Here is a 13,017-nt window from a genome sequence, read left to right on the forward strand (position 1 = left end):
ATGCGCCGCCTTTTCCCGGTCGTGCCCGCGACCGTCCTCGCCGCGGCGTTCGCCCTCGGCGGCTGCGGTCTCGGCCAGGACTGCGACCCTGAACCCCCCGGCGTGGCCGGGGTGAGCGTTGGCGTGACACGCGGCGAGGGCAACGATGAACACCTGGTCGCGGAGGTCACCGACTGGCGCCTGGCGCCCCACCCGCAGGTTCCCGACGAGGGCGACCGGGTCTTCTTCCACCTCAGCCTCACCCCGGTGAGCGGGTACTACGTCGTCGACGAACGCATCGAACTGCAGGTCTGCGGCATCGACGCGCAGCGCGTCGTGCTGTCCTGCACGGACGTGACCGTCGAGGTCGCCGGCGACGGGTCGGCGACCGTCGCCGAGGGCGACCTCTCGTCGACGAACGCCGCCGCGACCGACCAGGTCGTCGTGCTGTCCAACCGCATCGACGGCAGCGGCCACAGCTGCGCCGACCCGAAGGACTTCGACGGTTACACCCCGCCGCGCTTCCTCAGCCCGGGTGAACGGGTGTGACCCGCCGCGGGCACCGCGAACGCGGCCTCGGCCGAGTGACCGTCGTCACCACTGGACACTTAGGACGGAACGGCGGTCCGGCGCAGCGGCAGGATCTGGGGATGCGTCGACGTCGAACCCTCGGAATCCTCGCGGCCCTCCCGGTCGCCGTGCTGGCCGGCTGCGCGAGCGAGGGGGCCTCGGGTGACGGCGCCCCCGCCACTCCCGGCGCCCGCCCCACTGAGGCCGCCCCCTCCGAAGCGCCCGCGCTGCCCGGCGCCGGCGACCCCTCGAAACCGGCCCGCGTGGTCAACAACGGTCCACGGGACGGCGACGCGGTCGCCCTGACCTTCGACGCCGACCTCACCGAGTACATGCGCGGCCAACTCGAGTCGGGCGAGGTCAAGACCTTCCACAACGAGGAGCTGCTCTCCTACCTTGAGGACGAGAAGATCCCGGCGACCTTCTTCATGACCGGGATGTGGGCCGAGGAGTACGCCGACGAGGCCCGGCGGATCGCCGGGAACCCGCTGTTCGAGCTGGCCAACCACACCTTCGAGCACCAGGCCTTCACCGCCGACTGCTACGGGCTCGCCTTCGAGGACGATCCCGAGCGGATGCGCGCCGACGTCGAGCGCACCTTCGAGACACTCGAAGCCCTCGGCGGCAACCAGACCCGCTACTTCCGCTTCCCCGGCCTTTGCCACGACAAGGCCGCGCTCAAGGCCCTCGGCCCGCTCGGGCTGACCGTCGTCGACGGCGACGTGGTCAGCGGTGACCCCTTCGCCGAGGCGTCCCAGCCGATCGTCGACGCGGTGCTGAACCGCGCCGAACCGGGTTCGGTGGTGGTCATGCACATCGGCGGTCCGAACGCGCCGCGGACCCACCTCGCGCTGCCGGGGATCGTCGAAGGGCTGCGCGAGCGCGGCATGACCTTCGCGAAACTGTCGGAGGTCCTCGGCGAGTGATGAGGAAGGCTGCCGGAATGACGATCTCCGCGAAGGCCGACCTGCCGGCGGGCCTGCGCGCACTCCGACACGGTGACATCGTCCGCGAGCTCGCCGGCGGGACCGTCGGCCGCCGAAGCGACGGCCTCAACGTTCCCGCGCGCGACGAGCGCCGGTGGGCGGTCCACCGGGACCGCCTCGAAGAGACCGCGCGGCGCTTCGCCTGAGAGTGGGGCACCGCCCGCCCGCGAAGGCGGGCGGTGCAGCGTGCGTCAGTTGCGGTACCACTTCTGGTTGGCGGTGCCGCCGCACGTCCATATCTGCAGCGCGGTGCCGTCGGCGGAGTTGTTCCCGGTCACGTCGAGACACTTGTTCGCCTGTGGATTGACCAGGTCGTTGGCCCCGGACAGGGTCCACTTCTGGGCCCCGGAACCGTTGCAGGTCCACAGTTGCACCTTCGTGCCGTCGGCGGTCGAGCCGCCGCTGACGTCGAGGCACTTGCCGAGGGCCCGCACCGACCCGTCGGCGGCGAAGGTCCAGTTCTGCGCGCCGGTCCCGTTGCAGGTCCACAGCTGCACCTTCGTGCCGTCGGCGGTGCCGGAGGAGGCCACGTCGACGCACTTGCCCGCCAGGCCGCGAATCCGGCCGGCGGTGCCGCCGGCGTCGGGAGCGTTGACGCGAACGTAGTCCACGACGAGCTGCTGCGGGAAGACCGTGCTGCCGTCGGGCGAACCCGGCCAGTTCCCGCCGACCGCCAGGTTCAGGATCATGAAGAACGGGTGGTCGAAGACCCACTGGTTGCCGCCGATGTCGGCCGGGGTCTTGCGGGAGAACTGGATTCCGTCGACGTACCAGGTGATGGCGCCGGGCGCCCAGTCGACGGTGAAGGTGTGGAAGGCGTCGGCGAACTGCTGACCGCCGGGGAGGGTGTAGCCGCCGCCCACACCGGCACCGCCGGAGTAGCCGGGGCCGTGCAGGGTGCCGTGGACGGTGCTCGGCTCGAAGCCGACGTTCTCCATGATGTCGATCTCGCCGCTCTGCGGCCAGCCGACCGAGCCGATGTTGTCGCCGAGCATCCAGAACGCCGGCCAGATGCCCTGTCCGCGAGGCAGCTTCATGCGGGCCTCGAAGCGGCCGTAGGTCTGCGTGAAGGTCTGCGCGGTCAGCAGGCGCGCCGAGGTGTACTGGCAGGTGCCGTACCAGCAGCCGTAGTTGCCGGGGTTGTTGCGGCGGGCGGTGATCACCAGGTTGCCGGCGCCGTCGTGGGAGGCGTTGTCGGTGCGGTTGGTGTAGTACTCCAGCTCGTTGTTGCCCCAGCCGCCGCCACCGATGTCGTAGCGCCATTTGGCGGAGTCGGGCGCGGTGCCGGCCGCGCCGTTGAACTCGTCGGCGAAGACGAGCGGACCGGCGTTGACGGTCACGTCGGCGCTCGCGGGTTCGGGCCGGTCCATCGCCGCCGCGGCGACGATGAGCGGTAAGGCCGCGATGAGGGCGATGATCGTGCGTAAGAGCTTCATGGATCCTCCTGCTCACGGTGGGGAGCCGTGTCGGGACGGCTCCCGCGTTCACTTACTTTCTGGTCAGTAAGTTTTCCGTTGGCGCACCGTATCGCCCATATGGGGCGAAGTCAATACGTGGGGTGAGGGAGCGCGCCCTTATGTTGCGCTCGGACGCTTCTGGAGCGCGGTGAAGGCGAGGAGCGGCGCGGCCGTCCGGTCGGGGTCCTCCAGCATCGGCGAGTGCCCGAGACCGGGCAGCATCTCCACTCGCGCGCCCGCGCCGAGGTAATCGGCGGCCGACGAGGACCGCCAGCGCCGGTCGTCCTCGCCGAAGATGACCAGCAGCGGCTTGCCTACGGCCTTGAGCCGGTCCGGCAGCCCTTGCCGCGCCAGGTATCCGCGCGCGCCGCGCATGGACATCGCGAAGGAGTGGTAGGTCATCCTCCGCACGTCGTCGACGAGCACCTGCGGGGCCTCGTAACCCGGGCGGCTGAACGCCGAGACCATGGCGAGACGTACGTGGTCGTCGGTCATGTGCGGCCACTGCTCGGGCGCGATCGGGACCGGCGGAGCGGTCAGCGCCTCCAGGTGCGGCCCGCTGTTGATGAGGACGAGCGCGGCCACGAGGTCGGGCCGCGACTCGGCGAGCGCGGTGGCGCAGGCGCCGCCGGAGGAGTGACCGACCACGATCGCGTGCGCGACGCCGAGCAGGCGCATGGCCTCGCCGACCCGGCGCGCCTGGTCGGCGAGCTCGTAGCTTCGGTTCTCGGGCTTGGCCGAGCGGCCGTGGCCGAGCAGGTCGATGCGGATGACGCGATGGGATTTCGCCAGGATCTCCGTGAGCGGTCCCCAGGAGTTGGTCGAGGAGGCGGATCCGTGGATGAGCAGGAGCGTGGGGGCGTCGGAGGGCCCGTCGAGGCACACGTGGACGTCGCCGTCATCGAGCGGCAGGGTCACGTGCTCGGTGGTCTCGGGAAAGGTCATGTGTCCACTCTCGCCGCCGGAGGGGCCGTGGTGCGCCCAGAGTCGGCGACGAGTGGGGACAGCTCGCGCGTTCAGGAACCGCGGCGCTCCACGAACACCGTCTCTGGTGCTCTGCCGTGCCGCTCCCGGTAGGCCGACACGATCTCATCCGTGACGTCCTCGCCGGCGTTGAGGCGGACGAGCAAGGGAACCAGCCAGTGCAGCTCCGCCGCGTCGAACTCCTCCGCGAAGTTCGGGTTCAAGCCGGTCTGCGTTTCGTCGAGGACGGTGTAGAGGTGGACCATCCCGCCCGCGTTGGCGGCATGCGGGCCGATCGAGAACCCGACGATGGAGTTCGCGCCGTCCGGATGCACCCGCACTTCGACGGGGTGCGGCCAGGACCCCGACGCGGTGCGTGCGACCACGAGGAAACGGCGGCGGGGCGCGGGTTTCTTCTTGGCCATGCGGTCATTGAACCAACGGCGGAACCGCTTCGGCGTGCGGCCCTGCGCCGACGCCTTCGCGCGGTGGGCCCGGTCCGCTCAGCGCAGCGTGTCGTAGACCGCGCCGATCAGCGCTTCGGCGCGCGGATCGCCGCCCGGCGCACCGAGCATGATCCTGGTCGTGGCGTAGGCGAACGCGACGCGGTGCTCCGGGTCGGCGAACGCGGTCGTGCCCCCGGCGCCCTCGTGGCCGAAGGTCGCCGAGCCGGTCGGGGAGTCCTCGGGTGAGGGCACCATGAAACCGCGCCCGAACCGCTGCTCGACCGGCATCGCGTCGGTGGACAGGACACGGTCGGGTCCGCTGGTGTCCGGCCGCAGAATGTCGGCGACCGTGCCGGGCTCGAACTCGTCCAGCAGCCAGGCGTACATGCGCGAAAGCCCTCTCGCGCTGCCGACACCGCCCGCCGCGCCCAGCTCCGCCGCCCGGTAGCGCCGGTCGGCGGCGGCTTCGACGATGTCGTCGGGCAGCGCGCCGTTCAGGGTCGTCGCCGGCATCAGGAGCGGCCCGATGTACTGGGACATGTCGAACTGCTCGGGATCGAAGCCCGGCGGGGGTTCCGCCTCCAGCGCGGACAGGGGCGCCAGGCGGGGCTCCTCGCCGGCCGGGAAGCCGATCCAGAAGTCGGCCTCGGCGGGCCCGGCGACCTCCTCGGCGAAGAACCGGCCGAGACCGCGCCCGTCGACCCGGCGGACCAGCTCGCCGACCAGCCAGCCGAACGTCTGCGCGTGATAGCCGTACGCCGAGCCGGGCACCCACACCGGCTCCCGCTCCGCCAGCGCCGCGACGATCCGGTCCCAGTCGCCGAGGTCGTCCATGGTCAGACCGGGTTCGGGCGCGAGCACACCGGCCTTGTGCGACAGCACCCAGCGAACGAGGGTCTCCTCCTTGCCGTCGGCGCCGTATTCCGGCCAGTACCGCGTGACCGGGGCGTCCAGGTCGAGCAGGCCGCGCTGGACGAGAAGGTTCGCGCACGCGGCGGTGGCGCCCTTCGTCGCCGAGAAGACGACCTCGACGGCGTCGTCGGGCAGCCCGGCGCGCAGGTCGGCGACCAGCCGGCCGTCGAGGTGGACGCAGCACTGGCCGACGTCGCCGTGCTCGGAGACGTTGCTCGCGAACGCGTCGGCGACGCGCTCGAAACCGTCCGCGACGAAGCCCTCGACCCGCCCTGCCATCACAAACCCCTGACGTCGAAGCCACCGGGAAGCACGTAACGAAGGTTAGTGCTTCACGGCCTCGGCCGACGCGCTTCGGACCGGCGACGGCCGGGATGTCGTCGTCTCTGGTGGCGAAACGCGTCGGCGGTCGGAGGTCGTCCAAGACCTCCCCCGGTGCCGCCGGGCCGCGTCCCCCGGCCCGGCGGCACCCGCGTGGTCACTCGCCGCGCGCGAGGAGCAGCACCATCGACGCCGACCAACTGAAGTTCGGCGCGTTGAGACGCGCCCCCGTCAGCGGGTTGTAGTTCTCGTGGATCGGCCGGTCGGTGAGCATTCCGTCTGCGTTGGCGAGCAGGCGGGCGGCCAGCGCGTCGGCGTCGGCGCCGTACCCGTACCGCTTGAGCCCCGCGATGGCGAAGTACGCCTGGTCCAGCCACACCGGACCCCGCCAGTAGGCGACCGGGTCGAAGTCCGGGTTGTCCTTCGACACCGTCGGCATCGGCACCGTCGTCGCGAACCTCTCCGGATCGACCAAGGCCTCCCGAACGGCACTCGCCTGCACGCCGGTCGCCACGCCCGTCCACAGTGGAATCGCGCCCTCGATGCCCTTGCCCCGCTCCACGAGCGGACGCTTGGTGGCGATGTCGCGGTCGTAGAAGAACCCCGTCGCGGGGTCGTGCATGTGCTCGCGGACGTGGGCGGCGATCGCCTCGGCCGCCGACTCGTACCCGCGGGCCGCGCGCTCGTGCCCCAGCGTTCGCGCGATCCGCGCCAGGAAGTGCTTCTCGGCGAACAGGTAGGAGTTCAGGTCCACCGACTCCTGGCTGATCGAGTACCCGAGCAGTTCACCGTCGGCACCGGAGTTGCGCAGCACGGTCACGCCCGCCTCGACGTCGAACCGGGGAGCGTTGTCCATCCCGCTCTCCCACGCGGCGGCCTCGATGACCGCCTCGTCGGTGTCGTTGGCCGGATCCACCGTCGCGCCGTACTCGGCGATCCCGTCGCCGTCGTGGTCACGGGCGACGTACCACCAGTCGTGGTAGGCGGCCAGCTTCGGGTACAGCCGCTTCAGGAACTCCCGGTCGCGGCCCTGCCGGTATACCTCCCACACCGCCCACGCCGCCAGTGGCGGCTTGGTGTTGCGCTCGTTCCAGTTGCCGCCTCCGTCGGAGAGGTCGTTGTAGAACACCGCGTCGGGGATCATCCCGTCGGCGCGCTGGTGGTCGAACAGCGCCTGGATCACCGACGCGGCCAGTTTCGGGTCGAAGCGGGCCGTGGCCACCGCCTGCTTCCACGAATCCCACGACCACAGGCCCCCGGCGAACCAGATGTAGGAGATCGACGGTGTGATCCCGTCGGTCCGCAGGCGCCCGGCGGGGCTGCGCCAGTTGGTGACCAGCGTCGAGACGGCCTTGACCGCCGTGCGGCGCCGGTCGGCCGGCACGCCGGTCAGCGCCCGGCGCAGGTAACCGCGCCAGCGCTCGTCGCCGCGGCCGGTGAAGCGCTCGGGGCGGTCGAGCACCTCCGCGCTGACACGCCCGGCCCGCCGGCGGTCGGCGTCGACGAAGGTGAAGGCCTCCGTCCACACGACCTCCCGCTCACGCCCCGGTTGCAGCCTCAGCGGCTTCGACGCGGTGGTCGTGTAGGCATCACCGTCCACAGTGGTCTCGACGTCCTCCCCGTGCCGGACCTCGAAGCGCATCCTCTCGGTGGAGAAGAAGCTCCACATCGAGCGGACCACGCCGAAGCCGACGGCGACACCGGAGCCGGTCGCCTCCAGCCTCGGCGCGTCGCGCACCGGCTCCTCGGCGTGCCGCAGCAGGGAACCGGTCCACGACACGGCCAGCCGGCGGGCCTTCCGTCCGTGGTTGCGCACGTTCGCGCGCACGAACGCGACACGGTCGGAGGCGTAGCGCAGTTCGAGTTCGACCCCGACACCGTCGACCTTGTACGACTGCGTCAGCACACCCGGGTAGGAACGCAGCACCGGCGCCGGATCCGCCGCCAGGTCGATCACGCGCCCGGTGTCGGCGTCGGTGAGGACCAGCCGGGTGAAGGCCGTCCCGAGCCACCACGGGTACTCCTCGGCGATGTACAGCGGACCGGCGAACCCGCCCCGGTCACGCGCCTCGGCGGGCTGGGCGTAGGCGTGCCAGGCACCGAGGTCGGCGAAGACCGAGATCGGGTTGTTCGACGGCGGGCGCGCCGCCGACGGCGTACCGCGCAGGTCGAGCACGTCGGCGAAGTCGCCGGGACGGTGGGCGTGGGCGTTGTCGATGACGGGCTCCGATGCGGTCGCGGCGGTGCTCACCATCGTGCCAAGGGGAGCGGCGACGAACAGGGGAAGCAGGTGGCGTCGTCTCATCTCGGGATCTCCAAGGGACTGGAAGGGGCGGTGGGGGCGAGGCAGCGAACACCGCCGGGACCGAGCACGACCCGCTCGGCGAACGCTTCGCCGCTGAGCAGGTCGACGGTCGGTCCGCCGGGCACGGCGAGTTCCGCGGGGCGGTCGGTGTGGTTGAGGACGAAGAGGAACCCGCCCCGGCGGCACAGTTCGACGCCGGGCGGCGCCGCTCCGACAGGCGTGACCCCGGCCTCGCGCAGCGCGCGGCCGAGCACGGCGGCGAGCGCATCGGGGTCGGGGAGGGTGGAGAGGTACCAGGCGGTACCGGCGCCGAAGCGGTTGCGGGTGATCGCGGGCCGTCCGGCCAGTTCGGTGGTGGTGTAGGAGGCGATCGTCTCGGCGGCGTCCGGCAGCAGCCAGTCGCGCCAGATCGTGCCGCCGTGTCCGCCTCCGTCGAGGTCGAGGCCGACGCGCTCGCCTTGGGGCAGTGGCCAGAACTCGTCGACGGTGAGGCCGAGCAGGTCGCGGAACGCGCCCGGGTAGGCGCCGTCGTGCAGGTGGTCGTGTTCGTCGACGAGGCCGCTGAAGAAGCCGGTCACGAAAGTACCGCCGCCGTTTACATAGGACGTGATGGACGCGGCGGTGGCGTCCGTCGTCAGGTACAGGTTCGGGGCGAGTACGGCGCGGTAGTCGCGCAGGTCGGCGTCGCGCGGGACGAAGTCGACGGCGATGTTGGCCGCCCACAGCGTCGCGTACCAGGCGCGGATCAGCTCGCGGAGCCGGACCAGGTTGGAGGGGTGCTGTTCCTGGTCGAACTCGGCGGCCCACCAGGAGTCCCAGTCGAGCAGGATCGCGACCTGGGCTTCGGTCCGGGAGCCGGCCACCGGTGCGAGGGCCTTGAGGTCGGCGCCCATGCGCAGGGTCCGTTCCCAGCCGCGCGAGGCGGTCCCGGCGTGCGGGAGCATCGCCGAGTGCCACTTCTCGGCTCCCGCCCGGGAGGCCCGCCACTGGAAGTGCATGACGCCGTCCGAACCGCGCGCGACGGTCTGGAGGCTCCACAACCGGTACTGCTCGTCGGTCTTGGGGACGTTCACTTCGCGCCAGCTGACCGCCGAGGGCGCCTGTTCGAGGAGCAGCCAGGGTTTCCCGCGGCCGAGGGAGCGCATCAGGTCGTAGTTCATCGCCGCGGTGACGTGGGCCTGGGGATCGGCCGGGTCGGGGTAGGCGTCGTCGGAGACGACGTCCTCGCGCCGCGCCCAGGCCCAGTAGTCCAGGTCCTTCATCATGCTCATGAAGTTCGTGGTCACCGGGACGCCGGGCGACATCCGGTCAAGGACGTCCTTCTCGGCCTGGTAGCAGGCCAGCAGCGCGTCGGAGGAGAAGCGGCGCCAGTCCAGGGCGTGCGTGGGGTTTCCCGGCCCCGGGGCGGTGCGCGGGGGCTCGATCTGGTCGAAGGAGCCGTAGCGCTGGCTCCAGAAGTCGGTGCCCCAGGCGTGGTTCAGGGCGTCGAGGTCGCCGTGGCGTTCGGCGAGCCAGCGGCGGAAGTCGGCGGCCGACACCTCGCAGAAGCATTCGGTGACGTGGTCGCCGTACTCGTTGGAGATGTGCCACATGGCCAGCGCCGGGTGGCCGGCGAAGCGTGCGGCGACCTGTTCGGTCAGCGCGACGGTCGCCGCGCGGAACACCGGGGAACTGGGGCAGTAGTGCTGGCGGCTGCCGAACTCCAGCCGGACGCCGTCGGCGGTGACCGGCAGCGCCTCCGGGTGGGCGCGGACGAACCAGGCGGGGGGTGAGGCGGTCGCGGTGGCCAGGTCGACGGCGATGCCGTGCTCCCACAGCAGGTCGACGACCTTGGCGAGGCCGTCGAGCCGGTATACGCCGGGCTCGGGTTCGAGTCTCGCCCAGGAGAAGACCCCGACGGTGACCATGTTGACGCCGGCCTCGGCCATCAGCCGGGCGTCTTCGGCCCAGACCTCCTCGGGCCACTGCTCGGGGTTGTAGTCGCCGCCGTAGAGCAGTCCGGGGACGCGTGTGATTCCCAAGTGGGTCAACCTTTCACTGAGCCGCCGAGCAGTCCGGAGACGAACTGCCGCTGGAAGAACAAGAACACCGCCATGATCGGCAGGGTGGCCGCGAAGGAGCCGAGCATGAGCCCGGAGTAGTCGACCTTGGACAGGCCGACCATGGTCGACAGCGCGACCGGGATCGTGTACCGCTCCTCGGAGTTGAGCATGAGCAGCGGCCACAGGAAGGAGCCCCACTGCGCGATGAAGGTGAAGATCACCACGGCGGCGAGCTGGGGGCGCGCGGCCGGGAGCACGATCCGGTAGAAGATCCGCGCCTCGCCGCAGCCGTCGATGCGGCCGGCCTCGATCAGCTCGTCGGGGAAGTCGAGGAAGGCCTGCCGCATCAGGAAGATTCCGAAGGCGTTGGCCAGGAAGGGGATGACGACCGCCTGGTAGGTGTCGATCCACCCGACGGAGGCCATCATCTCGAACAGCGGCACCAGCAGGACCTGGAAGGGGATCATCATCGTCCCCAGGATCACCGCGAGGATCGCCCCGCGTCCCCGGAAGCGGTACTTCGCCAGGCCGTACCCGCACATCGCCGACAGCAGCGAGCTCAGGACGGTGTAGACGACGGCGACGGCCACGGAGTTGAGGGCCACGCGGCTGAAGCCGACGCTCTCCTCAAGGCGCGCGAGGTTGTTCAGGAGTTCTCCGCCGGGCAGGAGCGGCGGGGGCGAGGCGAACAGGTCCTCCGTCCGGTGGGTGGCGGCGACGACCATCCAGTACAGCGGGAAGAGGCTCAGGACGGCGCCGACGGCCATCGGCAGGTGCGCGAGGCGTTTCACCGGCGCCTCCCCAGCAGGCGGAACTGGGCGAGCGACAGCGCGCCGATGAGCGCGACGACGGCCCACGCGATCGCCGAGGCGTAGCCGAAGTCGAGCTGCTCGAAGCCGATCTTGTAGAGGTAGACGATCGGGGTGAGGGTGGCGTTGTCGGGGCCGCCGCCGGTCAGCAGGAAGGGCTCGTCGAAGAGCTGGAGCGTGCCGATGGTGGAGGTGATCAGGCAGAACAGGATCACCGGACGCAGCTGCGGGACGACGACCTTGAGGTAGGTGGTGGCCGGGCCCGCGCCGTCGACGGCCGCCGCCTCGTACTGCTCGCGGGGGATCGCCTGGAGCCCGGCGAGGAGGATGACCATGTTGTACCCGGTCCACTTCCAGGTGATGGAGGCGATGAGCGCGACCTTCGCCCACAGCGGGTCGTGCAGCCAGTCCACGGGGGCGAGGCCGATCCAGCCGAGGAGCTGGTTGAGGACGCCGTTGTCGGCGCGCAGCAGGACGCGAAAGACGATGGCGTAGGCGACCAGCGTCGTCACGGCGGGCAGGAAGTACGCGATCCGGTAGCCGGTGCGCAGCCGCAGCCACGACTGGTTGAGGACTTGCGCGAGCAGCAGCGCCAGCACCAGCATCAGGGGTACCTGGACCAGCAGGATGACGGCGGTGTTGCCCAGTGCCTTGGGGATCAGCGGGTCGTCGAGGAGGCGGCGGTAGTTGTCGAGACCGGCCCAGACGCTCTCGCCGCGCTCGTCGGTCTGGAGGCTCTCGACGAGGCTGGCGCCCAGCGGGTAGGCGAAGAAGACCGCGAAGAGCGCGGCGGCCGGGCCGATGAAGACCCAGGGCGCCAGCCTCGGCGCGCGTCGGGACCCGCGTCCGCCTGCGGGGGCGCGGGGTTCGGCGAGCAGGGTCACGCGCGCTCCCTGCCGGTGGTGTCGGCGAGCTGCCCGGCGGCCGCGGCGAGCTCGGTCGCGGGGTCCTTGCCGTTGAGGACGACTCCGGAGACGACGGCCTTCATCGCCTCGGTGGCGGCGGCGTTGTCGTCGGTGTAGGTGACCGCGGGAATCTGGGCGGTCTGCTCGGTGAAGAGGCGGTAGATCTCCTGGCCGCCGAAGTACTCCTGCGGCTGGGCGAAGTAGGGGTCGGCGAGCGCGGGGAGGTAGGCGGGGAAGAGGCCCTCGTTCTTCATCATGGAGGTCTGGTTGGCGGCGTCGGCGAGGGCGAACTTCGCGAAGGCCCAGGCCGCGTCGGGGTTCTCGGCCTGCGCGGGGATGGCGAGGCCGGAGCCGCCGTTGCTGGCGGTGCGGATGCCGCCGGGGGTGACGGCGGGCAGCGGCATGACGCCGAACTTCCCCCCGAGTTCGGGCATCTCGGTGGTGAGCGTTCCCGACCACCACACGCCGGTGGCCTCGGCGGCGACCTTGCCGTCCTTGTTGGCGCGGACGAGGGCGTCCCAGCCGGCCTCGTTGTGGATCAGGCCGGCGTCGTTGAGGCGGCGGACGATCTCCAGGGCGGCCAGCGCGGCGGGGGAGTCGAGGGCGACCTTCCCGTCGGGGGTGAAGTATCCGGCGCCCTGCTGCTGCATGAGCATGGGGACGAGGCCGACGCCGCCGGAGACGTCGGAGGCGAGCAGTTTCGCGCCGGTGGCGTCCTTGACCTTGGTGCCGGCGGCGATGAGGTCGTCCCAGGTCTCGATGGCCGCGGCGTCCACGCCGGCCTGGGTGAACAGGTCGGTGCGGTAGAAGAGTCCGGCGGTCCCGGAGTCCCAGGGGAGGGCGGCCAGGCGGCCGTCGGGGTCGCTGGAGGCGGCCCACTTGGACGGGTCCATGTCCGGCTTGTAGCCCGCGGCGGCCTCGGTGAGGTCGACGAAGCCCTTGGGGAACTTGCCGAGGTAGCTCTGCATCTGCTGCGTCTCGACGGTGACCAGGTCGGGGAGGCCGCTGCCGGATTTGAGGCCGACGGAGAGTTTCTGCTCGGCGTTGTCGTAGCCGACGTCGACGACCTCGACGGTGACCTCGGGGTGGAGGGCGTGGAAGTCGGTGGCCAGGCGCTGGAGGGCGGTGGCCGCGACGTCCCAGGACCAGACGGTGACGGTGCCCTTGAGCTGGTCGGCGTCGACGTTCTGGGCGGGGCCGGCGTCGCCGCCGGAGCCGCCGCAGCCGGTCAGTACGGAGGTGAGTGCCAGTGCCGCGGCGGTGAGCGCGGCGGCCGTGCGGGGGCGGGGTGGCATGTTCGGCTCCTAGTCCGTAATTCTGAA

General features: G+C 71.2%; 12 protein-coding genes. 3 read left to right on the plus strand and 9 right to left on the minus strand.

Annotated features, from left to right (window positions below; translation table 11 throughout):
- From AB0I28_RS12100 to AB0I28_RS12110, 3 genes are all read left to right on the plus strand, one after another.
- Positions 1 to 528, plus strand: coding sequence for a hypothetical protein (locus AB0I28_RS12100; RefSeq protein ID WP_357492372.1), 528 nt, complete (start codon positions 1 to 3; stop codon positions 526 to 528).
- 101 nt (positions 529 to 629) lie between these two features.
- Entirely contained in the window at positions 630 to 1,475 is an 846-nt protein-coding gene (locus AB0I28_RS12105; protein ID WP_357492374.1) for a polysaccharide deacetylase family protein, read from the plus strand.
- A gap of 17 nt (positions 1,476 to 1,492) precedes the next feature.
- Positions 1,493 to 1,681: a hypothetical protein gene (locus AB0I28_RS12110; protein ID WP_357492376.1), complete on the plus strand. Its 189-nt coding sequence runs from the start codon at positions 1,493 to 1,495 to the stop codon at positions 1,679 to 1,681.
- 45 nt (positions 1,682 to 1,726) lie between these two features.
- Here the strand turns inward: AB0I28_RS12110 and AB0I28_RS12115 are convergent, their stop codons facing one another.
- The 9 genes from AB0I28_RS12115 to AB0I28_RS12155 form a co-directional block, all read right to left on the minus strand.
- The gene (locus AB0I28_RS12115) at positions 1,727 to 2,971 is read right to left on the minus strand and encodes an RICIN domain-containing protein (protein WP_357492378.1); all 1,245 of its coding nucleotides are present in this window, start codon (positions 2,969 to 2,971) and stop codon (positions 1,727 to 1,729) included.
- Positions 2,972 to 3,109: 138 nt separating this feature from the next.
- On the minus strand, positions 3,110 to 3,937 hold the full coding sequence (locus tag AB0I28_RS12120; RefSeq protein WP_357492380.1) for an alpha/beta fold hydrolase: 828 nt from the start codon (positions 3,935 to 3,937) through the stop codon (positions 3,110 to 3,112).
- Between the two features lie 71 nt (positions 3,938 to 4,008).
- On the minus strand, positions 4,009 to 4,380 hold the full coding sequence (locus tag AB0I28_RS12125; protein WP_357492382.1) for a hypothetical protein: 372 nt from the start codon (positions 4,378 to 4,380) through the stop codon (positions 4,009 to 4,011).
- Positions 4,381 to 4,458: 78 nt separating this feature from the next.
- A complete protein-coding gene (locus AB0I28_RS12130) occupies positions 4,459 to 5,592 on the minus strand; it encodes a serine hydrolase domain-containing protein (RefSeq protein WP_357492384.1) in 1,134 nt (377 codons plus the stop codon).
- Positions 5,593 to 5,791: 199 nt separating this feature from the next.
- Positions 5,792 to 7,939 carry a trehalase family glycosidase gene (locus AB0I28_RS12135; RefSeq protein ID WP_357492386.1) on the minus strand — a complete coding sequence of 716 codons (2,148 nt, stop codon included), beginning with the start codon at positions 7,937 to 7,939 and terminating at the stop codon, positions 5,792 to 5,794.
- Positions 7,936 to 9,960, minus strand: a complete 2,025-nt coding sequence (locus tag AB0I28_RS12140) for a beta-galactosidase (RefSeq protein ID WP_357492388.1) — start codon at positions 9,958 to 9,960, stop codon at positions 7,936 to 7,938. The genes AB0I28_RS12135 and AB0I28_RS12140 overlap by 4 nt, the downstream gene beginning before the upstream one ends.
- A 5-nt stretch (positions 9,961 to 9,965) precedes the next feature.
- Entirely contained in the window at positions 9,966 to 10,772 is an 807-nt protein-coding gene (locus AB0I28_RS12145; RefSeq protein ID WP_357492389.1) for a carbohydrate ABC transporter permease, read from the minus strand.
- On the minus strand, positions 10,769 to 11,674 hold the full coding sequence (locus tag AB0I28_RS12150; RefSeq protein WP_357492391.1) for a sugar ABC transporter permease: 906 nt from the start codon (positions 11,672 to 11,674) through the stop codon (positions 10,769 to 10,771). Before AB0I28_RS12150 ends, AB0I28_RS12145 begins: the two co-directional genes overlap by 4 nt.
- A complete protein-coding gene (locus tag AB0I28_RS12155) occupies positions 11,671 to 12,990 on the minus strand; it encodes a sugar ABC transporter substrate-binding protein (RefSeq protein ID WP_357492393.1) in 1,320 nt (439 codons plus the stop codon). The genes AB0I28_RS12150 and AB0I28_RS12155 overlap by 4 nt, the downstream gene beginning before the upstream one ends.
- Positions 12,991 to 13,017 lie beyond the last annotated feature (27 nt).

It is taken from the genome of Phytomonospora sp. NPDC050363, from assembly GCF_040655735.1.
Taxonomy (GTDB): Bacteria; Actinomycetota; Actinomycetes; order Mycobacteriales; family Micromonosporaceae; genus Phytomonospora.

Bases quoted from the DNA above. Each gene is read 5' to 3' on its own strand.
- AB0I28_RS12100 (WP_357492372.1), top strand. From the start codon at position 1: ATGCGCCGCCTTTTCCCGGTCGTGCCCGCGACCGTCCTCGCCGCGGCG.
- AB0I28_RS12105 (WP_357492374.1), top strand. From the start codon at position 630: ATGCGTCGACGTCGAACCCTCGGAATCCTCGCGGCCCTCCCGGTCGCC.
- AB0I28_RS12110 (WP_357492376.1), top strand. From the start codon at position 1,493: ATGACGATCTCCGCGAAGGCCGACCTGCCGGCGGGCCTGCGCGCACTC.
- AB0I28_RS12115 (WP_357492378.1), bottom strand. From the start codon at position 2,971: ATGAAGCTCTTACGCACGATCATCGCCCTCATCGCGGCCTTACCGCTC.
- AB0I28_RS12120 (WP_357492380.1), bottom strand. From the start codon at position 3,937: ATGACCTTTCCCGAGACCACCGAGCACGTGACCCTGCCGCTCGATGAC.
- AB0I28_RS12125 (WP_357492382.1), bottom strand. From the start codon at position 4,380: ATGGCCAAGAAGAAACCCGCGCCCCGCCGCCGTTTCCTCGTGGTCGCA.
- AB0I28_RS12130 (WP_357492384.1), bottom strand. From the start codon at position 5,592: ATGGCAGGGCGGGTCGAGGGCTTCGTCGCGGACGGTTTCGAGCGCGTC.
- AB0I28_RS12135 (WP_357492386.1), bottom strand. From the start codon at position 7,939: ATGAGACGACGCCACCTGCTTCCCCTGTTCGTCGCCGCTCCCCTTGGC.
- AB0I28_RS12155 (WP_357492393.1), bottom strand. From the start codon at position 12,990: ATGCCACCCCGCCCCCGCACGGCCGCCGCGCTCACCGCCGCGGCACTG.